This is a genomic window from Thermosynechococcus sp. PKX82 (assembly GCF_031583255.1).
In the GTDB taxonomy this organism is placed as follows: domain Bacteria; phylum Cyanobacteriota; class Cyanobacteriia; order Thermosynechococcales; family Thermosynechococcaceae; genus Thermosynechococcus.
This window is the reverse complement of the sequence record NZ_CP134169.1, coordinates 2,521,110-2,544,294: the sequence shown is the minus strand read 5'-3', so window position 1 is coordinate 2,544,294 and position 23,185 is coordinate 2,521,110. Positions and strand designations below refer to the sequence as shown.

Below are 23,185 nucleotides of genomic sequence, written 5' to 3'. Positions count from 1 at the left end.
CGATCGCCCCCAAAATGCCACACTGAAATTAACGCTGAGGGGGCAGTTCTATGCTTTACTGGCTGACATTTTTGCAGGCATTACCGACACCAGAATTGCCAGCACCTCCCCGCACCCAAACCAAAGCCACAGTACTGGCGGAGTCTCCCCCCATTGTCATGGGTAATCTGGGTGGGCTGCTCTTTTTTCCCGGTGTGATTGCCGGCATTGTGATTTTACTGCTCCTGAGCATTTGGGCTTACACGCGCGTCTATGTCATTACCCCCAACAACGAAGCCTTTGTGCGCACGGGGGGGATTTTTGTTAAGAAAAAAACAGTCATTCTCAATGGTGGCTGCATTGCCCTGCCGGGGTTCCATGAGTTGACACGGGTACCGCTGCGGGAAATCTCCATTGACGTAGAGCGAACGGGCAAATTGGCGGTGCGTACCCAAGATTATCTGCGGGCTGATATGCGGGTCACCTTTTATGTCTGCATCAATGCCACCGAAGAGGATGTCCTCACTGCCGCCGCTCGCCTTTCCCAAAATAACCGCATTACCCCCGAAGACATCAAGAATGCCCTTGAAAAACGGGCGGACGATGCCATTCGCGCAGCTGCAAAACACAAGTCCTTGGCTGAAATTGACTCCGACAAACTGGGGTTTGCCCAAGAGGTACTCAACCTGATGCAGCAGGATCTGCAAAAAGTTGGACTCACCCTCAACAACATTGCCATCTCAGAAGTCCAAGAGAGTGACACCTACGACGAAAACAACTTTTTTGATGCTCAGGGGGTGCGGCTGCGCACAGAAACGATTCAACGCTCGATTCAACAAAAGCGGGAAGTCGAACTCTCAACCCGGGTAGCGATCGAACAAAAGGAACTGGATGCCCAAAAACGCTCCCTGCAAATTGAAGAGGAAAAAGAAGCGGCACTGTTAAGCCAACGCCTGAAGGTGGAAGCCCTAAAAGCGCAGCGGGAAAGGGAAATTGAGGAGGCCAAAGCAGCAGAGGCAGCCGCGATTCAGCGGGCAAAGTTGCTCCAAGCCCAAGCGGTTGAGGAAGAAGAAATCCGCAAAAGACTTGCCATCCAACAGAAGGAAATCGAGGCCAGCATTGAACTGGAGGAAAAAAATAAACTCCTGAAGGTAACGCAAGCCCAGCAACAGCAGGAGGCAGAAATCGCCGAGATCAGTCGCCAGCAGCAGGTGGAGGCCAACCGTTTGCAAGCACAGGTGGCCATTGCGGAGTCCGAGCGTCAAGCGCGTCTTGCCCAAGAGGATGTGGCGATCGCCGTTGCCACCAAGAAAAAAGAAAGTCTGATTGCCGAAGCCGAGCGGGCACGGGCAGAATCTGCGGTCACCACCGCCATCGAAGTGGAAAAAGCCAATCGCCAGAAAAACCTAGCGATTATTGCCGCAGAGCGGGAAGCGGCTGAAAAACGGGTGCTAGAGCAAAACGTTGTGGAAATTGATGCCTTTCGGCGGCGGCGGCAAGCGGAAATTGCCCAACAGGCAGCGGAACTGGAGGCGGAAGCGATTCGCACCCTTGCGGCGGCCAACCGTGATAAAGCCCTTGCTGAAGCTGAAGGGATGGAGGCCATGCTCGCGGCCAAAAATGTGATTAGCAACGCTAACTTGACAGCTCAAGTGATTACAGCCCTCTGGCCAGAACTGGCACCGCAACTGCCACAAGTTCTCCAAGCCCTTGCCCCGCAACCGGGGGTGATTGGCGATGCCAAAATTTATACCTTTGCCAACGGGGGCACCCCTGCTGATCTCAATAAACTGCTCCTATCCACCAGCGGGCTAGCCCTGATCAATGCCCTTTTTGAGGAGGGGAAACTGGGGCAGTTGTTAGCACAAATTAAATCCCTACTCCAAGAAAATACGTCTCATTCCTAAGACGCGACTGCATACCCCTAGCCGCAAGAATGGATAACTCTTCAGTAGGTCTGAGGCGTGAACCAAAGATTTATTAACTCCATCTGTATTTTCAAAATTCATAGAGATTTTTCAATGGGGTAAATATAAAAAAAAGATTAAGAACCGCCAAAGGTCGGTGTTAGTATTCCGATGAACAGATTTAGAAATGTTAAGATTCTTAATATATGTAACGTATCTACGAAAACGCTGTTAAAGCACCGTTGGCTTGGCCGCGATCTTTAGCAGGGGCGATCGCCCATCCTATAGAGAAAACGATATTCCTAGGCCTTGGACGAATCACTGCTGTCAACCTTGAGAACGAGCGATAGGGACTATGGATACTTCAAAAGATTTAGTGCGCACTTACCTACGGGAGATTGGCCGTGTGCCATTGCTCACCCACGAACAGGAAGTGATCTACGGCAAACAGGTGCAGCAGCTTAGCGCCATGAACGAGATTCGCGAAAAGCTCGCGGCAGAACTCAACCGTGAACCTACCCGTGCTGAATGGGCCGCCGCCGCCAACATGAGTGAAGCAGAATTAGAGACAATTATCGAAAATGGCGAGCGCGCCAAACGCAAAATGGTGGAGGCCAACCTGCGGCTGGTGGTTTCGGTTGCCAAAAAGTACATCAAGCGCAATGTGGATCTGCTTGATCTAATCCAAGAGGGCACAATCGGGATGCAGCGGGGGGTAGAAAAATTTGACCCCACCAAGGGGTATCGTTTCTCCACCTATGCCTACTGGTGGATTCGCCAAGCCATTACACGGGCGATCGCTGAAAAAGGGCGCACGATCCGTCTGCCTATCCACATCACCGAAAAGCTGAACAAAATCAAAAAAGCCCAGCGACAACTATCCCAACGCCTCGGTCGCGCTGCCACGATTAATGAACTGGCGGCAGAACTGGAATTAACCCCTGCCCAAGTGCGGGAATATCTCGAACGGGCGCGACAACCCCTCTCCCTTGATGTCCGTGTCGGCGATAATCAGGATACGGAGTTGGGGGAATTGCTCGAGGATCCGTCCATTTCACCGGAGGAGTTTGCCGCTCAATCCTCGTTGCGCAGTGACCTTGAACGGCTGATGGCGGATCTGACCCCGCAGCAACGCCATGTGCTCTCCCTACGCTTTGGCCTAGAAAACGGCCAGCCCCTCACCCTTGCCAAAGTGGGCGAACTGCTCAACATTAGTCGCGAGCGGGTGCGGCAAATTGAGCGGGAGGCCCTCAGCAAACTCCGCAAACGCCGCGGCGATATTCACGAGTACCTTGCCAGCTAGCCCATGCTCACTGACGAACAGCACCGCCAAAAAATGCAGCAGCGCAAAGCCGTGCAGGCGCAACGCCTCGCGGAGCGCACCCGTGAAAAAGGTCTCATTATTGTCCATACGGGCAACGGCAAGGGCAAAACCACAGCGGCACTTGGCATGGTGCTGCGTTCCTTGGGGCATGGCTATCGCGTGGCAATTATTCAATTTATCAAGGGGGCGTGGGAGCCAGCGGAAAAAGCGGTTCTTAGCCATTGGTCAGACCAACTGGCCTTCCATGCGATGGGGGAGGGCTTTACATGGGAAACCCAAGACCGCCAGCGGGATATCGCCTGTGCCCAAGCGGCTTGGGAGCTGGGTCTGAGCTACATCACCAACCCCGAGTACCGTTTGGTACTGCTCGATGAAATTAATGTCGCCCTCCAGCTGGACTACTTAACTGTGGCACAGGTGCTCGAGGGACTTGCCCGCAAGCCAGAAATGACCCATGTGATTCTCACCGGACGCGGTGCTCCCCCAGCCCTGATTGACGCCGCAGATCTGGTGACGGAAATGACCCTTGTCAAGCATCCCTTTCGCGAACAGGGCGTTAAAGCCCAGCCGGGGATTGAATTCTAAAGCAGGAGTTCGCCAGCGAAAATCGTAACCGCCTGACCCAATAGCCGCAGGCGATCGCCCCTGTGGGGGTGAATTTTAATCACGCCCCCCCGCGCTGAGGCTTGATAGGCCAATAACTTGTCCTTCCCCAGTTTTGCTCGCCAGTAGGGATACAAGCTACAGTGCGCCGAGCCAGTGACCGGATCCTCAGGGATGCCCAGTTGGGGGGCAAAAAAACGGGAGACGATGTCATATTCCGCGCCATTGGCCTGGGCGGTCACAATCAATCCTCGGCAAGGCAGGCGGGCAATTTGGTCAAAATCGGGTTTCAACTGGGCTACAGCACTGGCATCGACCAGATCCACCAGCAGATCGCTGCCCGCTTGCCCCATAAATATGGGTGGTGTCCCGAGCGCTGCAATGATTGAGGCTTGCACCTGCTGATCCGCAAGGGGCATTACGGGCTGCTGCGGAAAATCAAGGGCGATCCAATCCCCAAGGCGCTGGGCACGCAGGAGACCGCTGCGGGTGTGAAATTCTAGATCCCCTACCACCCCTTGATGCTGCCAGAGGACATGGGCTGTTGCGAGGGTGGCATGACCACAGAGATCCACTTCTGCCACAGGGGTAAACCAGCGCAGGTGAAAGCCACTGGCCAGCGGTACGACAAAAGCCGTTTCTGAAAGATTCATTTCGCGGGCGATCGCCGCCAAGGTTGCATCCTCAAAAAACGTCCCTAGGACACATACGGCCGCCGGGTTACCCCGAAAGGGTTCTTGGGTAAAGGCATCAACTTGGTACAGTGGTAGCGGCATCCGACCCCCGAAAACCGTAAAATCAATCCTGTAGATCGAGCAGAGGACATACTGCGTGGAACGGACATTTCTAGCCATTAAGCCCGATGGCGTTCAGCGTGGGCTAGTGGGGACGATTATCCAACGATTTGAACAAAAAGGCTACACACTGGTCGGCCTCAAACTGATGCGGGTCAGCCGCGAATTGGCAGAGCAGCACTACGGCGAACACAAAGATAAGCCCTTCTTTACGGGGCTAGTGAATTTCATTACCTCTGGACCGGTGGTGGCCATGGTCTGGGAAGGCCGGGGGGTGATTGCCAATGCCCGCAAACTGATTGGTGCCACTAATCCCCTCAATGCGGAGCCAGGAACGCTCCGGGGCGATTTTGCTGTAGATGTGGGACGGAATGTAATTCACGGCTCCGACAGTCCCGAAAATGCTGAGCGGGAAATCAATCTCTGGTTCCAGACGCAGGAACTGGTGCCTTGGGAGCCGGCCTTCACCTCTTGGGTGTATGAGATGTAGGTTCATGGGTTGACTTGGGAAGGGTTGGGGGGGTGTCTGGCTCCTCCACCTCCCGCTTGGAAAAGCCCCACGTAAAGCAAAGGGCAATCAGGCTAATCATCACCCAGTCCGAGGGTACCAGCTGGGGATTAATCACGCGAATGAGCAGCCGCAGACCCACCAGCATCACTGTGAAATAGCCCGCATCCTCAAGTCGAGGAAATTCTTTTAGCCAGCGGATAAATAGCTCCGCCATAAAGCGCAGCATAATCACGCCAATCGTGCCGCCGAGTAATACCAGCCAACGCTCATCCGACAGGGCGATCGCCGTTGTCACGCTATCGAGGGAAAAGGCCAAATCCGCTAAGGCCAATAGGGGGACTGCCTGCCAAAAAGAACGAATCACCCGCTCGTGTTCATGTTCTGGCTCGGTCGTAAAGAAAAAGTACTTTGCCGATAACCACAGCAGATAGAGTGCCCCCGCCAACTCAAACTGCCAGAACCGCAAGACCCAAGTCGCTGTGAAAATCAGGCCAATGCGAAAAACGTAAGAAATGGCCAGTCCCAGATTGAGTGCCCGCCGTTGTGCATCTAAGTCTTCGATGCCTCGTACCAAGGCCGCTAGGGCGATCGCATTGTCCGCTGAGAGAACCGCTTCGAGTGCCAACAACACCACAAGTAACAACAGGGTATCCAGTCCCCAGTTGGGCGAGAGTTCCAATAGTTCATCAATCATCGGGTGAGGGAAGTTCTCCAGATTTTTGGCTGCTTATATTTATCGTCGCACAGGAGCGGTACAGCCCTTTTCCCAAAGATGGAACACCCTCAAACCCAGACGTAGGCGCAACCCAAAATGCTAGTGACCTGACCGTTGGGCTGACGGTAGGCCTTACGCACATCCAGTCAGCGGACAAGCGATTCCCCTTTGGTTCTGGTGTGCATAGTCCTGCATCCTGTCGCATTTTCACCGTTAACCTATCACGAGGACTGAAATCTTGGGGAGCCAAGGGGGTGAAAATTCTTGGATTGGATCGCTCGCTTTACCAAGGTGGCGATGATTGAGCAAAAGGCAGTGTTCGCTGGGGCATAATTCAGAATTGTCGTTGACGTCGTAGAAATTTTACTTTGCTATGGGACTCGTTAACAATACGCTAAAAGCGGCAGGCAAGCTCGATCCGCTTTCTTTAACGCTGTGCATCGTTGGCTCTCGCAAAATCTATCATGAGGATGATTATGCCCAATCTCCATGGCATATCTTTGCCCCCAATCTCAGAATTTATGGTTTTGATGCGGATGCCGACGCCTGTGATCAGGCCAATACCGCCTTAGCCGCCCAAGGAATTACGTGGTTTGAGCGTCACTATCCGCTGACGTTGGGCAAAGAGGTGGGAGAATCAACCCTTTACATTACCAACGCCATTCATTGCAGTTCTTTATATCCACCAAATTTGAGCTACACATCGCGATTTCAAGGATTTAATCCTGGCTTGGATGTAGCGGCAAGTGTTCAGGTGGAAACAACCACCCTTGACGCATTTGCCCAAGCTGAAGGCCTTGAGAGCGTAGATGTCCTGCAAGTGGATGTCCAAGGTGCAGATCTAGATGTGTTGCAAGGCGGTGAGCGGCTTCTGGCAGCCAGTACTTTAGCAATCATGGTTGAAGTTGAGTTTTCGGAGGTTTACAGAGGGCAGCCCCTCTTTGGGGATATTGATGCATATTTGCGCGCTCAAGGCTTTGTGCTCTTTGACCTACTCACCAATGATGGTTGGTGCCGATTACCGCGCTACGTTTCCCCATTTCACTCCCAACGGCGAGGGGGTCAACTGCTATGGGCCGATGCAATTTACCTGCGGGATTTGCTCAATGAGAATCAACAGCAGCAAAACCAGCACCTACAGAGCCCTAGCCACTTGCTAAAACTGGCGGCAATTGCTGATGCACTGGACTTTCCTGATTATGCGCTGGAAGTTTTAACGCAACTGACGCTTCGCTATGGCAAAATCCCTCAGTGGAACTGCCGCAAAGAAATTTGCGCTATTTTGGAACAGGTTCAGCCCCTGCTCGGCACAGATATTGCCAAGCTGCCAATTTCAAAGCTGCTGTCTGAGCCAACAACCTAGCCTTGGGGCAAAAGGCGACGGCTAAACTGCTGAATTTCCTCGCGAATCCCTCGCGGCAATTGGCTTTGTTTGGCTAGGGCTTGCTGGAAATATTGCTGTGCCTGCGATCGGTTGCCACTGGCGGCCAAAATTTGTGCTTTCAGATAAAGGAGTTCTGGATTGTGGGGGGCAAGTGCCAAGGCTTGATCAACTGCGTTTAAGGCTTGCGGCCATTGCTTGCGATCGCGATAGGCCAAGGCCAAGCCTCGATAACTCAGGTAATTGGGAGCGGCGTAGGTTTGCAGGGTTTGAATGGCCCGATCCATGCTGACAAAGCCCACATTACTGGCAATACCCCACTCCATAAAGCCACGAACAAGATTCAATTCCGGATCGCGAGGATTGACAGCTTCGGCTCGCCCCACATGATCGAGAACCCGCTGTACCCGCAACAGAGCGGCGGGGGCACCAGCCACAGGCCCCGATCCGGCATCGGAAATTTCATAGCCAGCCATCAGGAAATGCCCCACGGCTTGATAGAGATTTCCCCGCAGGCGATCGCGGCTCGTGAGGGCTTGGGCAGCGCGTAGGGTCTCCTCAGCGTAGCGTTTGTACCCTGCCCAGTCTTCATTAAGATAGGCAATGGCAGCAGCCAAGGTCAGGGTTAGGGGTTCTTGGCGATCGCGCTCCAAGGCCGCCGGCAGTAACTCTTTACCTTTGACATAGTTGCCATCGCGAAAGAGGGCAACAAAGACAGCTTCCGTTTGATCGGAAATGGGTCGTGCTTGAGCGCCCGTACGGAAAGGATCCCCAGCAAGGGCAGCGGTACTCAGTACCCAGGGGGCGATCGCTCCACTAAGATAGAGAGCAAAGCGTTGCCACAGGCGCAGTTGACGTGTTTGCACGGTCGTTACCTCCGGAGTCTGCATCTTGTTTTCGGTTCACCATCTCAGCTACCACCCCGCCGCCACCCCTCAGCCCATTTTGCGGGACATTAATTTAGACTTGGGTATGGCTGAACTGGGATTAATTATCGGACCCAGTGGATCCGGCAAAACCACCCTACTAGAGATTTTAGCGGGCTTGGCCACCCCCAGTCGGGGAATCATTCGATGGCAGGATCAGGTTCTCACACCCGATCATTTACAACAGTTGGCCGGATTGGTCTTTCAGTTCCCAGATCGCTACTTCTGTGGCAGTACCATTCTCGAAGAGCTGCGCTTTGGCCACCCAGAAATTCCCTACGAAAACTTTTACCGCGCCCTTGCCGATGTGGGTCTCGATCATTTGCCTTTGCACACCCGCCCCGAATCCTTGAGCGGTGGTCAGCAGCGTCGCCTCGCGCTTGCTGTGCAACTGGTGCGCCAACCCTACCTGCTCTTGCTCGATGAACCCACAGCGGGTCTGGATTGGTCAATGCGCCGCCAATTGGTACAGGTGCTGCGCCGCCTCAAGGAACACTGGAGCCTGCTTGTGGTCACCCATGAGGCCACTGAATTGCGAGAGATTAGCGATCGCACGTGGCGATTGGAAAACGGTTGTCTAGTGCCCTTGATTTCCCAGCGATCCAGTCCTGTAATAAGTTTTAATACTTAGGTAGCAATACTTTGCAATTTGTTACCACAGAACCGCAAAGTCGCTTGCCAGCTTGATTTTCTGCTACAACCACAAAAGGTATATCCCCCTTGGGGTTTGGTCTCGATCGTTACAAGGAGTTTGAACGCATGTTCACCCACGTCAAGTCCACGATTCGGCATATCGCGCCAGCGGCGTTAAATGGGCGATCGCTGTTGCGAGTGGTGTATGTGGTACTTGAAGCCCAATACCAGAGCGCGCTGTCGGCAGCGGTTCGCAGCATTAACGATACCCATCCACAGGTGGCCATTGAAATCAGTGGCTATCTCCTTGAGGAACTGCGCAATCCCGAAAACTATGCCGCCTTCTGTGAGGACGTGGCGCGGGCAAATGTGTTTATCGCCTCCCTGATTTTCATTGAGGACTTAGCGGATAAGGTGGTCGAGGCGGTTCAGCCCTATCGCGATCGCTTGGATGTAGCGGTTGTCTTCCCCTCGCTGCCCCAAGTGATGCGCCTCAACAAAATGGGCAGCTTTTCCTTGGCTCAGATTGGCCAATCCAAGAGCGTCATTGCCAACTTCATGAAAAAGCGCAAGGAGAAGTCAGGTGCCGGCTTCCAAGATGCCATGCTCAAACTCCTGCGAACCCTGCCCCAAGTGCTGAAGTACCTCCCCATTGACAAGGCTCAGGATGCCCGCAACTTCATGCTCAGCTTCCAGTATTGGCTGGGCGGGTCGCCAGAGAACCTAGAAAACTTCCTCCTCATGCTGGCCGATCGCTACGTCTTCAAAGGTCAGCCAAACAGCAACCTCAGCTACCAAGAACCGGTCACCTACCCCGACACCGGTATTTGGCACCCCCTTGCACCGCAAATGTTTGAGGATCTTAAGGAGTACCTCAACTGGTTCAACAGTCGCCGCGATATTGGCGCTGATCTCAAAGACCCTCTCGTGCCCACCATTGGCCTGCTGTTGCAGCGTACCCACCTTGTCACCGGTGATGACGCTCACTATGTCGCCATTGTGCAAGAGTTTGAATCCCAAGGGGTGCGGGTGATTCCCGTCTTCTCTGGTGGGCTGGACTTTTCGACGCCCCTAGAAAAATTTTTCTACGATCCCGTCAACCCTGAGAAACCCATTGTTGATACCGTTGTCTCTCTCACGGGATTCGCCCTTGTGGGGGGGCCTGCCAAGCAGGATCATCCCAAAGCTGTGGCGGCACTGAAAAAACTCAACCGTCCCTACATGGTGGCACTGCCCTTGGTGTTTCAAACCACTGAGGAATGGGAAGACAGCGATCTGGGGCTGCACCCGATTCAAGTGGCGCTGCAAATTGCTCTACCGGAACTGGATGGTGCCATTGAGCCAATTATTCTTTCCGGTCGCGATGGCGTGACCGGTAAGGCGATCGCCCTCCAAGACCGCGTCGAAATGATCGTACAGCGGGCACTGAAGTGGGCCAATCTGCGCCGCAAACCCAAGGTGCAAAAGAAAGTCGCCATCACCATCTTTAGCTTCCCGCCGGATAAAGGCAATGTTGGCACCGCCGCCTACTTGGATGTCTTTGGCTCCATCTACAAAGTCATGGAAGCCCTGAAAAACAACGGCTATGACGTGCAGGACATGCCCGAGAGTGCCGAAGCCCTGATGCAGGAAATTCTCCACGATGCCCGTGCCCAAGTGGGGAGTCCCGAACTCAACATTGCCTACCGCATGAGCGTGCCGGAATACGAGCGCCTCACCCCCTACGCCAAGCGCCTTGAAGAAAACTGGGGCAAACCGCCAGGGCACCTGAACAGTGACGGCCAAAACCTGCTCATCTACGGCAAAGCCTACGGCAACGTCTTTATTGGCGTGCAGCCCACCTTTGGCTACGAAGGGGATCCAATGCGGCTGCTCTTTTCTCGCTCTGCCAGTCCCCACCACGGCTTTGCTGCCTATTACACCTTCCTCAACCACATTTGGCAGGCGGATGCAGTGCTCCACTTTGGCACCCACGGTTCTTTGGAGTTCATGCCGGGCAAACAGATGGGCATGTCTGGGGATTGCTACCCCGATAATCTCATTGGCTGTATTCCCAACCTCTACTACTACGCTGCCAATAACCCCTCCGAAGCCACCATTGCCAAACGCCGCAGCTATGCCAACACGATTAGTTACCTCACGCCCCCCGCGGAAAATGCCGGCCTCTACAAAGGGCTGCGGGAACTCAGCGATCTCATTGGTTCCTACCAAACCCTGAAAGATAGCGGTCGGGGGGTTCAGATTGTCAACACGATCATGGACAAGTGCCGCCTAGTCAATCTCGATCAGGATGTGGCTCTCCCCGCTAAGGACGCGGCAGATCTCACTGCCGAGGAGCGCGATACCCTCGTGGGCAAGGTCTATATCAAGCTGATGGAAATTGAAAGCCGCCTCCTGCCCTGTGGCCTGCACGTAATTGGCAAACCGCCGACAACGGAAGAAGCAGTGGCTACCTTGGTCAATATTGCCAGCTTGGATCGCTCTGAGGACGGCATTAAGAGCTTGCCCAGGCTCATTGCCGAGAGTCTAGGGCGGGACATTGATGAGATTTATCAAAATAGCGATCGCGGGGTACTGGCGGATGTTGAACTGCTGCGCCAGATTAACGAGGCGACCCGTGCTGCCGTCAGTGCCCTCGTCCAAGCCCAAGCCGATGCCGAGGGTCGTGTGTCGCGGGTCTCGAAGCTGAACTTCTTTAACATGGGGCGCAAAGAGCCGTGGATTGAATCCCTCCATGGTGCAGGCTATACCCAAGTGGATGCCGCTGCCCTCAAGCCCCTGATGGAATACCTCGAATTCTGTTTACAGCAGATTGTGGCCGACAATGAACTGGGGGCACTGCTGCAAGCCCTTGAAGGCGAGTACATTCTCCCCGGCCCCGGTGGCGATCCAATTCGCAATCCTGAGGTCTTGCCGACGGGCAAAAATATCCACGCCTTGGATCCCCAAGCCATTCCCACTGCCGCTGCTGTGCAGTCTGCCAAAGTTGTGGTCGATCGCCTTCTAGCGCGGCAAAAAGCGGAAAACAACAACCAATGGCCAGAAACCATCGCCATGGTGCTCTGGGGCACAGATAATATCAAAACCTATGGCGAGTCCCTTGCTCAAGTGCTCTGGCTAGTGGGGGCACGTCCTTTACCCGATTCCTTGGGACGGGTCAACAAAGTGGAACTCATCCCCCTAGAAGAGCTGGGGCGGCCACGCATTGATGTTGTCGTCAACTGTTCTGGGGTCTTCCGCGATCTCTTTATCAACCAGATGGCGCTCATTGACCGTGCCATCAAGATGGCTGCCGAAGCCGATGAACCCCTTGAGCTAAACTTTATCCGCAAGCACGCCCTGCAACAGGCTTCAGAATTGGGGATTGACCTGCGCCAAGCGGCCACACGGGTCTTCACCAATGCCTCCGGTTCCTACGCGGCGAATGTCAACCTAGCGGTGGAAAATAGCTCTTGGGAGCAGGAGTCGGAACTTCAGGATATGTATCTCTCCCGTAAGTCCTTTGCCTTCTCGGCAGATTCTCCGGGGACGATGCAGCAGGCGCGGGATTTGTTTGAAACCGCCCTCAAAACCGTGGATGTAACCTTCCAGAATCTCGACTCCTCAGAAATTAGCCTCACCGATGTCAGCCACTACTTTGACTCAGATCCGACCAAGCTGGTGGCGGCACTGCGCAGCGATGGCAAGCAACCCAAGGCCTATATTGCCGATACCACCACAGCCAATGCCCAAGTGCGGACGCTCTCGGAAACCGTTCGCCTCGACAGCCGAACCAAGCTCCTGAATCCCAAGTGGTATGAAGGGATGCTCTCCCACGGCTACGAAGGGGTGCGCGAGATCTCGAAGCGACTAGTCAACACAATGGGCTGGTCGGCCACCGCAGGAGCTGTGGATAACTGGGTTTATGAGGAGGCGAATGCCACGTTTATTCTCGATGAGCAGATGCGGCAGCGGCTTCTGAATACCAACCCCCACTCCTTCCGCAAAATGGTGAGCACCTTCCTCGAACTTCACGGACGCGGCTATTGGCAGACCAGTGAAGCCAATCTGGAACTGCTGCGGCAACTCTATCAAGAGGTCGAGGACAAGATTGAGGGCGTTGAGTAAACAACGTGAATAGCATGGGGGAGGCTCTTCCCCCTTTTTATTTGGTCACTTTATTTGGTTATTTGGTTACAGATGGGATCGGAGCGCTCCCTGCTCCTTAAGTGTCAGACCTTGCAGTACGTTTTTTCTGTGGAGAAGTTGACCCTCCTTCAGAGTATGTGGTGCAGCCAAGAGTGGTTAGTGTTCCGCCAGCCTCCCCGCGATCGCGCCATTACCGCAAAAAGTCCGATCGCAATCAACCGCAGTATGTGATTCCCGCGAATCCGAGTGGGGTGCTGATCACGTTTTAAGTATTCCAGTCGGAATCGCCGCCCCTTCTGCTAAGATGGATTACACATCAGTATTCCGACCGATTTATCGTAGATTGATGGCAGAATGGTCAATTGGCGGCGTTTTAGGGTTTGGTTGAGCTTGTTCTTACTAGCGGTAGGTCTCAGTGGTCTCACCGCTGCTTGTCAATTTCAGGCCACTCTGCCCGATGGTCGCCCTGCTCAGGTGAATCTAACCCTTTCTTCGTTCTCGGTCACTAAAAAAGCGCACGAGGCTATTATGCCCCTGTTTGCTGCTCAATGGGAACAGGAACATCAACAAAAAGTGCGCTTCCGAACGAGTTATGGTCCCTCGGGCAGTCAGTCACGGGCGGTGATTGATGGCCTAGAAGCCGATATTGTCCACTTGTCCCTTGCTTTAGATGTCGATCGCATTGCCAAAGCAGGGTTAATTCGCCCCGATTGGGCTAGCCAAGCCCCCCACAACAGCATTGTCACCACTTCTGTCGGTGCCCTGATTACCCGTGACGGCAACCCGAAAAATCTGCAAACATGGCAGGATCTCACCCGTGAGGGGGTGACATTTGTGACTGCCGATCCCAAAACCTCTGGCGCGGCTCGCTGGAACTTCCTTGCGCTGTGGGGATCGGTCACGGAAACAGGGGGAACGTTTGATCAGGCGCGGCAGTTTGTGACTGAAGCCTTTCGCCATGTGGCCGCTCTCCCCCGCGATAGTCGTGAAGCCACTGATGCCTTTTTGAAACAGGGACAGGGGGATGCCCTGATCAACTATGAAAATGAAGTGATCTTGGCTCGCCAAAAGGGCAAGACCCTTTCCTATATCCTTCCTCCTGTGAATATCCTGATTGAAAACCCGATCGCCCTTGTGGATCAATACGTGGATAAACATGGCACACGGGAGGTAGCACAGGCCTATATTGACTTTCTCTATACTCCCCAAGCTCAGGAGATCTTTGCCCAATATGGTTTTCGACCCGTGGATGCCACCGTCCTTGCCGCTCATCAGCAGACGTTTCCACCCGTGCCCACCCTCTTTACCGTGGCAGATTTAGGGGGCTGGGAGAAGGTGCAAGCCCAATTTTTCGCTAATGGCGCCCTGTTTGATCAAATTCAGCAGGAGAATCAAGCCTGATGACCGCTACCCACCCCATTTCGCCGTCACTCTCTCCTCAGAAACAGCGCTGGCAGTTTCCTTGGGTTTGGAGAATCACGGTCTTTTACTTACTCGTGATGCTGGCTGTACCCATTGCTGCCCTCTTGAGCCGTGCCAGTAGTGCTGGGCCACTGCATTTTTGGCAGGTGGCAACGCGGGCGATCGCCCTGTCGGCCTATGAAGTCACGTTTGTGACTGCCCTCATCGCAGCGCTGATCAATGGCGTCTTTGGTACCCTGATTGCTTGGGTGCTGGTGCGCTATTCCTTTCCGGGGAAGCGCTTCTTTGATGCTGTCGTGGATCTACCTTTTGCATTGCCAACGGCGGTGGCGGGTCTCACCCTCGCAACGGTCTATAGCGAAAATGGCTGGATTGGTAGCTTACTAGCGCCCTTCGGAATCAGAATTGCCTTCAGCCGCTGGGGGGTGGCGGTGGCGATGCTCTTTATTTCCTTACCCTTCGTGATTCGCACGGTGCAGCCCGTCCTCACTGAAATGGAAAAGGATGTGGAGGAGGCAGCATGGTCGCTGGGTGCTACTCATGGGCAGACCTTTTGGCGAGTGATTTTGCCACCTTTGATGCCCGCTATTCTCACAGGCGTTGCCCTAGGCTTCTCACGGGCAGTGGGGGAATTTGGCTCAATTGTGATTATTTCCTCCAACACTCCTTTTCGGGACTTGATTGCCTCAGTGCTGGTGTTTCAGAGCTTAGAGCAGTATGACTATGAGGCAGCAACCATTATTGGTACGGTGATGCTCTTGGTATCCCTAGCGATTTTATTTCTGATTAATCTGCTGCAAGCGTGGGGGCGGCGCTATGCGGAGCGTTAAACCCTCGCCCACCCAAGAAAAGCCATGGCTACATGCCCTTTTGATTGTTATTGCCATCGCCTACTTAGCCCTTGTGCTTTTGCTGCCGGCGGCCAATGTCCTTTTCCAAGCCTTTCACAAGGGAGTCATGCCCTTTCTGGAAAATTTGCTGGAGCCGGATTTTCTGCATGCGGTGTGGCTGACCTTTGCCCTTGCCTTGGTGGTGGTGCCCTTAAACACGATCTTTGGTCTCTGTGCCGCTTGGGCGATCGCCCGCCATCGCTTTGTGGGACGCACCCTTTTACTGAGCATTATTGACCTACCTTTTTCCATCTCCCCCGTTGTTGCCGGACTGATGCTGGTACTGGTCTATGGCCGCAATGGCTGGTTCGGGGGCTGGCTGCAAGCTTTAGATATTCGCGTTATTTTCTCTTTTCCGGGGATGGTGCTGGCAACAGCCTTTGTGAGTTTGCCCTTTGTGGCGCGAGAAGTCATCCCTGTTCTAGAAGAAATCGGCACCGAGCAGGAGGAAGCCGCAAAAACCCTAGGCGCCAATGAGTGGCAAACCTTTTGGCGAGTCACCCTACCCAATATCCGCTGGGGGCTGCTCTATGGGGTCCTGTTGACCAATGCGCGGGCGATGGGGGAGTTTGGCGCTGTGGCAGTAGTCTCTGGCAATGTGGCGGGTCTGACGCAAACCCTGCCCCTCTTTGTGGAGGATGCCTACAAAAACTACAATACGGAGTCCGCCTATGCGGCAGCGGTGATCCTTGGCTTGCTAGCGCTTGTGACGCTCGTGGTTAAGGAAATTTTGGAGCGGAAAACAGGGATCAAGCCCAATCCCTAGGAGGTGCCGAGGACGCGCAAAATCGAGGGCACGGCTTCAATATCGGTCATTTGGGCAATCTCGGCCATAGCTTGACGAAACTCCCCTTCGCGCACATGGTGGGTGACAATCACAATTTCTGCCAGTTCATTGTGGCTGCCAATTTGCACAAGGGATTCCAAGCTAACATTGTGGTTGCCAAAACAGGTACCCAGTTTCCCTAGGACTCCCGGATGATCTTGGGCATGGACACGGGCATAGAAACGACTATCCACCTCCGCCATCGGTAGCAGCGGCATAAACTGATCGTGCTGGCAGGTGAGCAAGGGATGGCTGGCACGTCCTTGGGGGAGAAGGGCGGCAATGTTGATTAAATCCGCCACGACGGCACTGGCGGTTGCCCCTGCACCGGCACCGGGACCATAGAACATTACCTGACCCAACGGCTCTGCCTCTAGGAGAATGGCATTAAAGACGCCATTGACGCCGGCAAGGGGGTGCTCAAGGGGCACGAGCGTCGGATGAACGCGCACCTCTAGGGGCTGGCCACTGAGCTGGCGGGCGATCGCCAGCAGTTTAATGCGAAATCCGAGTTTTTCCGCATAGGCAATATCTACCGCCGTGATCCCACGAATGCCCTCGCAATACACTTCCTCGCGGCGAATCCGCCCCCCAAAGGCAAGGCTGGCCAGAATGGCAATTTTATCCGCGGCATCCCATCCCTCAATGTCAGCACTGGGATCGGCTTCGGCATACCCTAGGCGTTGGGCATCGGCAAGGATGGGGGCAAAATCCCCCTGTTCCTGCTGCATGCGGGTCAGGATGTAGTTGGTGGTGCCATTGAGAATGCCGCTGACACTGTGGATACGATTGGCACCTAGGCTCTGTTTCAGGGCTTGAATGACGGGAATCCCACCAGCCACGGCCGCTTCGAGCATCACATAGACCCCTTGGGCATTGGCGGCATCAAAAATTTCAGCACCATGACGGGCAATGACGGCCTTGTTGGCGGTGACAATGTGCTTGCCGTGGGCAATGGCTTTGAGGATGAGCGATCGCGCCGGTTCAATGCCGCCGAGGACTTCCACCACAATGTCAATCTCAGGATGAGTCACAATGCGTTCTAAGTCAGTGGTCAGGAGCTTGGGATCAAGGGCAACGGCACGGGGCTTATGGATATCCCGTACCCCCACTTGGGCGATCGCCAGTTCCTTGATCAGCGGATGGCGCCCCGCTGGATCCGCCAAAATTTGCGCCACACCGCCACCAACAGTGCCCAACCCCAGTAAACCAATGTGATACATCAGACCCGTCCTATTGCACTGTTCCTATTATCAGTCGCGCTCGTCCTAGTCACACACATGGCGAACGTAGGGTTCCTCCTCAGGCAAAAAGGATTCAAAACTCGCCACTTGGGCAGCAATGAGATCGGGCGTGGCCTCGGCAATATCCCCTTGGCGATCGCTCAAGCGACGGCGCAGTTCCTCAGGCGGTGCATTACAGAAGTGAATCTCCAAGGGCACCTGCAATTTCTCAGCTAAAGCAATCACGGGTTGGCGCAGCGCCACGCGATCGTATTTCGCATCCAAAATCACCGTTTGTCCCTGACGCAGCAACAATTCTGCATAGGCCAAGAGTTGATTATAGGTTTTTTGGGTCATGGCCTCAGAATAGAGATCGACCTGCGGGAAATCACTGCTGCGGCGGTCAAGGGGTAAACCCGCCAAGTGCTTACGCACGGCATCGGAGCGGATTTGAATGGCTTGCTCGGCTTGGGCGAGACCCCGTCCCCGTGTACTTTTGCCTGCCCCAGAGAGACCGCACATGACATAGAGCTTGGCTTGACGTGGTTGGGTGTAGCGATAGGCCGCCTCATAGTAGGCCGCAGCCGTGGCTTGAATCTGTGCCTTTTCGGCCTCGCTAATAGCGGGATCGTTGAGGGCCAAGGCGTTCACATTGCCGCGAATATAGGCTCTGATGCAAAGGTAAAGGGGCAACAGCACCGCCCCAGCGTAGTCCCCACTCCACTCCAAGTAGGTATTGAGGAAGAGATTGGCCAAGTCCCCGCGACCCCGAAACTCCAGATCCATCAGCAAAAAAGCGGCGTCATAAATGACATCAATGTTGCGAAATTCTTCGTTGAACTCAATACAGTCGAAAATTTGCACCCTGCCGTTGTACAGGCAGATATTGTTCAGGTGCAGATCCCCATGGCATTCGCGGATTTTGCCTGCGGCTTGCCGCTGCACCAACCACTCCTGATGCCGGGTCAGAAAGTTATCGGTAAAAGCCTGAATCGCCGCGTACTGTTCTGGGGATTGACAGCGACCGACAAACTGAGCCGCCAAGGCATGGCAATTGTTAATCACTTGGGCGATCGCCCGCGGGGAACCAAATTCACTAATGTGGGGATCTGTGGCAGCGGCGCGGTGGAAATGAGCCAGTTCTTTACCGAGGGATTCAATCAGGTGGGGGGTGACTTGGTTGGCTGCAAAGAGGTGCGAAAACAGTTGCGACTGATCAAATTGCCGCATTTGCACGGCATAGTCAATCACCTCAGCTCCCGCAGGTAAGTCTTGGGGATCCGCCACAAAATAGCGATCGCCTACCGCCACAATGGGCACCACCGCCAAGTAGAGATCTGACGCCAAACGGCGATTCAGCCGTAACTCTTCCCGACAGTAAAATAGCCGCTTTTCTAGGGTTGTAAAGTTCAAAAAGCCAAAATCCGCCGGCTTTTTCACCTTATAGGCATAGTCCCCCGTCAGAAATACGTAGGAAATATGCGTTTGCAGCAATTGAATGGGAGAGGTCACTGCATGGGGGTACGCAGCAGGGGTTAATAGGGCTTCGACAAAGGCAGGCAAAGACATGCGTATTGTGGCTAACATCGCGCCCCAATCATATCACTAGACTCTATGCCTGTGGCTAAATTGACGTTTTGAGCGTTCCTTTAGAGGATGGGGATACGAAGCTCGTGGATTTGACTATGGTGCGTCGCCCCGTAACCTTACCCCAACTCCAGCAAAAAAAACAGCAGGGAGAGCCGATTACCATGCTCACAGCTTGGGATTATCTGTGGGCGCGGCTATTGGATGCGGCGGGGGTGGATGTGATCCTTGTCGGGGATTCCCTTGGTATGGTTGCCCTTGGCTATCAAACCACGTTGCCGGTGACCCTTGATCAGATGATTCACCATGCGCAGGCGGTGCGGCGGGGCGTCAGCCACAGTTTCCTCGTGTGTGACCTGCCCTTTTTGAGCTACCACGAAAGCCCCGAACAGGCCCTGCGCTCAGCGGGGCGTTTAGTCAAAGAAGCAGACGTCCAAGCAGTGAAAATGGAAGGTGCCTCTCCGGTGGTGCAGGCAGCAACGCGGCGCTTAGTGGAGGCCGGCATCCCGGTGCTGGGTCATGTGGGTCTGTTGCCGCAGCGGGTGCATCAGTTGGGGGGATGGCGACAACAGGGGAAGACACCACAGGGGGCAGAAGCAATTCTCGCAGATGCCCTTGCTCTGGCCGAAGCAGGTGCCTTTGGCATCATTTTGGAGCATATTCCTGCGGATTTGGCACAGCAGATTACTGCCAAGCTGAAAATTCCCACGATTGGAATTGGCGCCGGCCCCTACTGTGATGGTCAGGTGTTGGTGACGGCAGATGTTTTGGGCTTGAGTCCACAGGTGCCCCCCTTTGCTAAGGTGTATGCCGACTTGGGCACTCAGGCGATCGCTGCCCTTAAGAGCTACTGCCAAGCTGTAAAATCGCGGCAATTTCCCTAACTTAGAGCGGCCAATGGGCACGGGGGTTAAAGGTGCGGAGCGATCGCAACTTTTCGTAGAGTTCTTTTTCTTGGGCACTCAGGGATTTGGGGGGCACAATTTGCACCTTGGCAAGGAGATCGCCAGTAATGCCGCTACTACTGCGCCACCCTTTGCCCCGTAACCGCAGCGATTGCCCAGATCGCGTACCAGGGGGCACATTCAAAACCACAGTCCCAGAGGGCGTCGGTACCGTGACTTGAGCACCCAAGGCAGCTTCATCCGGCGTGATTGGCAAATCAATCACCAATTGATCCTCTTCAAAGCGGAAGAGGGGATGGGGCGCCACCTGTACCGCGAGATATAAATCCCCTCGCTGTTGGGTGTAGGGGTTATATTGACCTTTCCCCCGCAGTCGTAACTTCGTCCCCGGCTTAATACCAGCGGGAATCGTCACAGTCACCTGTTCATTGCCAATCTTGAAGGTTTTTTGGCAGCCTTCAAAGGCCTCTTGGAAGCTAATTTGCACTTCCGCATCAACATCGGTACCCCCAAATGGCGATGAATCAAAGCCAGCGCTGCTCCAAGTGCGGGTACGCCCTGTGGTGGTGCCAGTGGCAAATCGCCCCAGCAACTCGTTGATAAAGTCTTCAAAGCTGCTAAACTGACTAAAGTCAGCGCCAAAGTCACCAATATTGACATTAAAGCCACCGGCACCCGCCGCACTGGCCTGTTGCCAATACTGACCAAATTGATCGTATTTGCGTCGTTTTTCCGGATCTGAGAGCACTTCGTGGGCTTCGTTAATTTCCTTGAAACGAGCTTCTGCCTCTTTGTCCCCCGGATTTAAGTCGGGGTGATACTTGCGCGCGAGGCGGCGAAAGGCTTGCCGAATTTCGGCATCCGTGGCATTTTTGCTGACCCCGAGGATTTGGTAGTAATCTTTGAAGTCGGTACGCGCCATAGGAACATTCGCCTCTACGTAATCAAAAGATGAAGATTTAGTGTCAGGGCTGGCAGCAAATTAAGGCAAAAAGCTCAGTGCTATTATAGTTGAATCCCTTTATACCGTCTTGGCATGGCGACGTTTCTTCGTCCAGAACTGAGCAACCTCCGCGCCTACTCCACCCCCAGCAGTGACTCCCTACCCCTAGAACTGGATTACCTCGATACCAATGAGTTTCCGTGGGATTTGCCCACTGCCCTTAAGGAGGCGTTAGCTCAACAGTATGTCAGCACCCTCGCCAGTCATCGCTATCCTGACAGTCATCATTGGCCGCTGCGGCAGGCGATCGCTCGCTATGTCAGTGAACACAGCCCAACGGAGATCTCCCCACACCAAATTGCGGTTGGCAACGGCTCCGATGAGCTAATTCGCTCGATTTTACTGGCCACTGCGATCGGGGGCTACGGTTCTATCCTAGTGGCAGAACCGACATTTTCCATATACGGGATCCTCGCCCAAACCCTAGGGATTCCCGTCCAGCGATCGCCCCGCGATCCTGACACCTTTGCCGTGCAAATTGCTGAAGCCAATACCCTCATTGCCCAAGCGGCTCCCCCCGTGCGCGTTCTCTTTATGCTGCAACCCAACTCCCCAACAGGGAACCCCCTAACCGCAGCGGAGGTGGACTGGCTACGGCAGCTTCCTGAGGACATTTTAGTGGTGATTGATGAGGCCTATTTTGAATTTTCGGGCAAGACACTGGTGGGGGACTTGGCAGCGCATCCCAACTGGTTGATTCTGCGTACGTTTTCCAAAGCCTTTCGACTCGCCGCCCATCGGGTGGGCTACGCCATTGGCAATGCCGAGGTGATTGCGGTTTTAGAAAAGGTTCGTCTGCCCTATAACCTGCCTACGTTTTCTCAAGTGGCGGCGCAGGTTGCCCTTGACCATCGGCCGGCGTTGCTGGCAGAGATTCCCACGGTGCTAGCGGAGCGGGAGCGCCTCTATGAACGGCTTCAGGGTTGCCCCCAACTGCGGGTATGGCCGAGTGTGGCCAATTTCCTCTTTTTCCGCTTGCAGGAACCGCAATACACCCAGCCCCTGTGTGATGCCTTGCGGCGTCAGGGGACTCTTGTACGGGCGATCGCTAGCGGCATTCGGGTCACCATTGGCACACCAGCGGAGATGGAGCGCTTTTGGCAACGGCTGCAAGCTTTTTTGCACCAGCTTTAGCTAATCGGACAAGCGGCCATTGGGCAGGACTGTTCCCCGCAGGGTTGCCGTGGCTAAAGACGTGTAGGTCAGTGTGGCACCCCGCAGGTTGGCGCGACTCAGGTTGGCTTGGCGCAATTGCACAGCCGTCAGTTCAGCATTGATCAGCTTAACTTCAATCAGCTTGGCATTGGTCAAATCCACGTTGGTCAGTGTGGCATTGCTTAAATCCGAGCCACTGAGATCGGCCCCTGCCAAATTCACATCTTCTAGGTTGACACCGCGCAAATCCAATCGCCGAAAGTCACGCCGCCCTTTGGCATAGTCTGCCAGCATTTGATCAGCTCTATTTTGATTAATGATGGCTGGGGCGTAGCGACTGAGAAAACCGTGTTTATCAAAGGCGTCTGAAGGTTGCCCCGAAGAAGCAGACATCACTAAAAGTAGGATCAGGGTTCTGATGATTTTACTATAGTTTAAGCCTAGGGCAGCGACCGTTTTTGGAACTCGTGGCCAAAGGGTCTAAGGAAAGTGGCATACTGCTATAGATAAGGAACCAATAGGGAGATAACGCTGTGGGACTGTTTGATCGCGTCAGCCGTGTGGTTCGCAGTTGGCTCAATGCGCTGGTGGGTGCTGCTGAAGATCCCGAAAAAATCCTTGAGCAGACCATGATTGAAATGCAGGACAATCTGGTGACCCTGCGGCAAGCCGTCGCCCAAGCGATCGCCTCCCAAAAGCGGTTAGAGCAACAGTTCAACCAACATCAACAGCAGGCGGCTGAGTGGGAGCGCCGTGCCAAAATTGCCCTGCAACATGGGGATGAGCAACTAGCGCTTGAGGCCTTGAGTCGCAAAAAAACAGCACTGAATGCAGCCATGGCTCTCAAAGGGCAATTGGAGCAGTCCGTGACCCAAGTGGAAGCCCTCAAAAAACAAATGCAGCAGCTTGAAAGCAAAATCGCGGAAGCGAAAACCCGCAAAGAAATGCTGGTGGCACGGGCACGGGCAGCCAAGGCCTCAGAGCAACTGCAACAAACCTTTAGCAGCCTCAACACCAATGCCCCCATGGCCGCCTTTGAGCGCATGGAGGAACGGGTTCAGGAAATGGAGGCTCGCTCCCAAGCCGTGGCTGAACTCAATAGCGATACCCTCGAAGCCAAGTTTGCCGCCCTCGAAGCCGGCAGTGTGGATGACGATTTGGCACGGCTGAAGGCAGAATTGGCCAACCCGCAACTGTCACCCAGCAGCACCCCTGCCTACGATCCAGAGTTGGAAGCCCTGCGGCGGGAACTGAAGAAGAACTAGTTATTTTC

General features: G+C 54.3%; 20 protein-coding genes. 13 read left to right on the top strand and 7 right to left on the bottom strand.

What is annotated here, in order from left to right:
* Positions 1 to 50 precede the first annotated feature (50 nt).
* The 3 genes from RHH53_RS12550 (at position 51) to cobO (ending at position 3,795) form a co-directional block, all read left to right on the top strand.
* Positions 51 to 1,886 (top strand): SPFH domain-containing protein, encoded by a 1,836-nt coding sequence (locus tag RHH53_RS12550; protein ID WP_310438627.1) that lies wholly within the window; start codon positions 51 to 53, stop codon positions 1,884 to 1,886.
* Positions 1,887 to 2,241: 355 nt separating this feature from the next.
* Positions 2,242 to 3,189 carry an RNA polymerase sigma factor, RpoD/SigA family gene (locus RHH53_RS12545; protein WP_206200434.1) on the top strand — a complete coding sequence of 316 codons (948 nt, stop codon included), beginning with the start codon at positions 2,242 to 2,244 and terminating at the stop codon, positions 3,187 to 3,189.
* A 3-nt stretch (positions 3,190 to 3,192) separates the two neighbouring features.
* Positions 3,193 to 3,795, top strand: coding sequence for a cob(I)yrinic acid a,c-diamide adenosyltransferase (gene cobO / locus RHH53_RS12540; RefSeq protein WP_206200433.1), 603 nt, complete (start codon positions 3,193 to 3,195; stop codon positions 3,793 to 3,795).
* Here the strand turns inward: cobO and RHH53_RS12535 are convergent.
* A complete protein-coding gene (locus RHH53_RS12535) occupies positions 3,792 to 4,589 on the bottom strand; it encodes a PhzF family phenazine biosynthesis protein (RefSeq protein ID WP_310438626.1) in 798 nt (265 codons plus the stop codon). The two genes, cobO and RHH53_RS12535, sit on opposite strands and share 4 nt — an antisense overlap.
* A 55-nt stretch (positions 4,590 to 4,644) precedes the next feature.
* On the opposite strand from RHH53_RS12535, the gene ndk reads away from it, so the two are divergent.
* The gene (gene ndk, locus RHH53_RS12530) at positions 4,645 to 5,097 is read left to right on the top strand and encodes a nucleoside-diphosphate kinase (RefSeq protein ID WP_302677370.1); all 453 of its coding nucleotides are present in this window, start codon (positions 4,645 to 4,647) and stop codon (positions 5,095 to 5,097) included.
* Here ndk and RHH53_RS12525 read toward each other — a convergent pair.
* Positions 5,072 to 5,812 (bottom strand): TerC family protein, encoded by a 741-nt coding sequence (locus RHH53_RS12525; RefSeq protein ID WP_206200430.1) that lies wholly within the window; start codon positions 5,810 to 5,812, stop codon positions 5,072 to 5,074. The two genes, ndk and RHH53_RS12525, sit on opposite strands and share 26 nt — an antisense overlap.
* A gap of 394 nt (positions 5,813 to 6,206) precedes the next feature.
* Between RHH53_RS12525 and RHH53_RS12520 the strand changes: the two genes are divergently transcribed.
* Positions 6,207 to 7,196 (top strand): FkbM family methyltransferase, encoded by a 990-nt coding sequence (locus tag RHH53_RS12520; protein WP_310438625.1) that lies wholly within the window; start codon positions 6,207 to 6,209, stop codon positions 7,194 to 7,196.
* On the opposite strand, the gene RHH53_RS12515 is transcribed toward RHH53_RS12520, so the two are convergent.
* Entirely contained in the window at positions 7,193 to 8,080 is an 888-nt protein-coding gene (locus RHH53_RS12515) for a Sll0314/Alr1548 family TPR repeat-containing protein (RefSeq protein ID WP_302678454.1), read from the bottom strand. The two genes, RHH53_RS12520 and RHH53_RS12515, sit on opposite strands and share 4 nt — an antisense overlap.
* 25 nt (positions 8,081 to 8,105) lie before the next feature.
* Between RHH53_RS12515 and RHH53_RS12510 the strand changes: the two genes are divergently transcribed.
* The 5 genes from RHH53_RS12510 to cysW all read left to right on the top strand — a co-directional run bounded on the left by RHH53_RS12510 (position 8,106) and on the right by cysW (position 15,979).
* Complete coding sequence (locus tag RHH53_RS12510) at positions 8,106 to 8,771, top strand: ABC transporter ATP-binding protein (protein ID WP_206200427.1); 666 nt, start codon at positions 8,106 to 8,108, stop codon at positions 8,769 to 8,771.
* 128 nt (positions 8,772 to 8,899) lie between these two features.
* Positions 8,900 to 12,880: a magnesium chelatase subunit H gene (locus RHH53_RS12505; protein ID WP_310743867.1), complete on the top strand. Its 3,981-nt coding sequence runs from the start codon at positions 8,900 to 8,902 to the stop codon at positions 12,878 to 12,880.
* A gap of 405 nt (positions 12,881 to 13,285) precedes the next feature.
* Positions 13,286 to 14,302, top strand: a complete 1,017-nt coding sequence (locus RHH53_RS12500) for a sulfate ABC transporter substrate-binding protein (protein ID WP_255521469.1) — start codon at positions 13,286 to 13,288, stop codon at positions 14,300 to 14,302.
* Positions 14,302 to 15,153: a sulfate ABC transporter permease subunit CysT gene (cysT, locus tag RHH53_RS12495; RefSeq protein WP_206200424.1), complete on the top strand. Its 852-nt coding sequence runs from the start codon at positions 14,302 to 14,304 to the stop codon at positions 15,151 to 15,153. The genes RHH53_RS12500 and cysT overlap by 1 nt, the downstream gene beginning before the upstream one ends.
* Positions 15,140 to 15,979, top strand: coding sequence for a sulfate ABC transporter permease subunit CysW (cysW, locus tag RHH53_RS12490; RefSeq protein WP_302678453.1), 840 nt, complete (start codon positions 15,140 to 15,142; stop codon positions 15,977 to 15,979). Before cysT ends, cysW begins: the two co-directional genes overlap by 14 nt.
* Here the strand turns inward: cysW and RHH53_RS12485 are convergent.
* Both RHH53_RS12485 and RHH53_RS12480 read right to left on the bottom strand, forming a co-directional pair.
* Complete coding sequence (locus tag RHH53_RS12485; RefSeq protein ID WP_255521468.1) at positions 15,976 to 17,262, bottom strand: homoserine dehydrogenase; 1,287 nt, start codon at positions 17,260 to 17,262, stop codon at positions 15,976 to 15,978. The two genes, cysW and RHH53_RS12485, sit on opposite strands and share 4 nt — an antisense overlap.
* Positions 17,263 to 17,307: 45 nt before the next feature.
* Complete coding sequence (locus tag RHH53_RS12480; RefSeq protein ID WP_310438622.1) at positions 17,308 to 18,831, bottom strand: AAA family ATPase; 1,524 nt, start codon at positions 18,829 to 18,831, stop codon at positions 17,308 to 17,310.
* 116 nt (positions 18,832 to 18,947) lie between these two features.
* Here RHH53_RS12480 and panB point away from each other — a divergent pair, with 116 nt between their 5' ends.
* Positions 18,948 to 19,733 (top strand): 3-methyl-2-oxobutanoate hydroxymethyltransferase, encoded by a 786-nt coding sequence (gene panB, locus RHH53_RS12475; RefSeq protein WP_190278113.1) that lies wholly within the window; start codon positions 18,948 to 18,950, stop codon positions 19,731 to 19,733.
* A gap of 1 nt (position 19,734) precedes the next feature.
* Here panB and RHH53_RS12470 read toward each other — a convergent pair whose 3' ends face one another.
* Complete coding sequence (locus RHH53_RS12470; protein ID WP_310453784.1) at positions 19,735 to 20,676, bottom strand: DnaJ C-terminal domain-containing protein; 942 nt, start codon at positions 20,674 to 20,676, stop codon at positions 19,735 to 19,737.
* Positions 20,677 to 20,790: 114 nt separating this feature from the next.
* On the opposite strand from RHH53_RS12470, the gene RHH53_RS12465 reads away from it, so the two are divergent.
* Entirely contained in the window at positions 20,791 to 21,891 is a 1,101-nt protein-coding gene (locus RHH53_RS12465; protein ID WP_302677376.1) for a histidinol-phosphate transaminase, read from the top strand.
* Here RHH53_RS12465 and RHH53_RS12460 read toward each other — a convergent pair whose 3' ends face one another.
* Complete coding sequence (locus tag RHH53_RS12460) at positions 21,892 to 22,305, bottom strand: pentapeptide repeat-containing protein (protein WP_302678450.1); 414 nt, start codon at positions 22,303 to 22,305, stop codon at positions 21,892 to 21,894. It lies immediately after the preceding gene.
* 140 nt (positions 22,306 to 22,445) lie between these two features.
* On the opposite strand from RHH53_RS12460, the gene RHH53_RS12455 reads away from it, so the two are divergent.
* Complete coding sequence (locus tag RHH53_RS12455) at positions 22,446 to 23,177, top strand: PspA/IM30 family protein (protein WP_302678449.1); 732 nt, start codon at positions 22,446 to 22,448, stop codon at positions 23,175 to 23,177.
* Positions 23,178 to 23,185 lie beyond the last annotated feature (8 nt).

Excerpts from the sequence above, each read along its gene's own strand:
- RHH53_RS12485 (WP_255521468.1), bottom strand. The coding sequence starts at position 17,262 with ATGTATCACATTGGTTTACTGGGGTTGGGCACTGTTGGTGGCGGTGTG.
- RHH53_RS12480 (WP_310438622.1), bottom strand. The coding sequence starts at position 18,831 with ATGTCTTTGCCTGCCTTTGTCGAAGCCCTATTAACCCCTGCTGCGTAC.
- RHH53_RS12545 (WP_206200434.1), top strand. The coding sequence starts at position 2,242 with ATGGATACTTCAAAAGATTTAGTGCGCACTTACCTACGGGAGATTGGC.
- RHH53_RS12460 (WP_302678450.1), bottom strand. The coding sequence starts at position 22,305 with ATGTCTGCTTCTTCGGGGCAACCTTCAGACGCCTTTGATAAACACGGT.
- RHH53_RS12465 (WP_302677376.1), top strand. The coding sequence starts at position 20,791 with ATGGCGACGTTTCTTCGTCCAGAACTGAGCAACCTCCGCGCCTACTCC.
- RHH53_RS12525 (WP_206200430.1), bottom strand. The coding sequence starts at position 5,812 with ATGATTGATGAACTATTGGAACTCTCGCCCAACTGGGGACTGGATACC.
- RHH53_RS12520 (WP_310438625.1), top strand. The coding sequence starts at position 6,207 with ATGGGACTCGTTAACAATACGCTAAAAGCGGCAGGCAAGCTCGATCCG.
- RHH53_RS12535 (WP_310438626.1), bottom strand. The coding sequence starts at position 4,589 with ATGCCGCTACCACTGTACCAAGTTGATGCCTTTACCCAAGAACCCTTT.
- cobO (WP_206200433.1), top strand. The coding sequence starts at position 3,193 with ATGCTCACTGACGAACAGCACCGCCAAAAAATGCAGCAGCGCAAAGCC.
- cysT (WP_206200424.1), top strand. The coding sequence starts at position 14,302 with ATGACCGCTACCCACCCCATTTCGCCGTCACTCTCTCCTCAGAAACAG.
- RHH53_RS12470 (WP_310453784.1), bottom strand. The coding sequence starts at position 20,676 with ATGGCGCGTACCGACTTCAAAGATTACTACCAAATCCTCGGGGTCAGC.
- RHH53_RS12505 (WP_310743867.1), top strand. The coding sequence starts at position 8,900 with ATGTTCACCCACGTCAAGTCCACGATTCGGCATATCGCGCCAGCGGCG.
- cysW (WP_302678453.1), top strand. The coding sequence starts at position 15,140 with ATGCGGAGCGTTAAACCCTCGCCCACCCAAGAAAAGCCATGGCTACAT.
- panB (WP_190278113.1), top strand. The coding sequence starts at position 18,948 with ATGGTGCGTCGCCCCGTAACCTTACCCCAACTCCAGCAAAAAAAACAG.
- RHH53_RS12550 (WP_310438627.1), top strand. The coding sequence starts at position 51 with ATGCTTTACTGGCTGACATTTTTGCAGGCATTACCGACACCAGAATTG.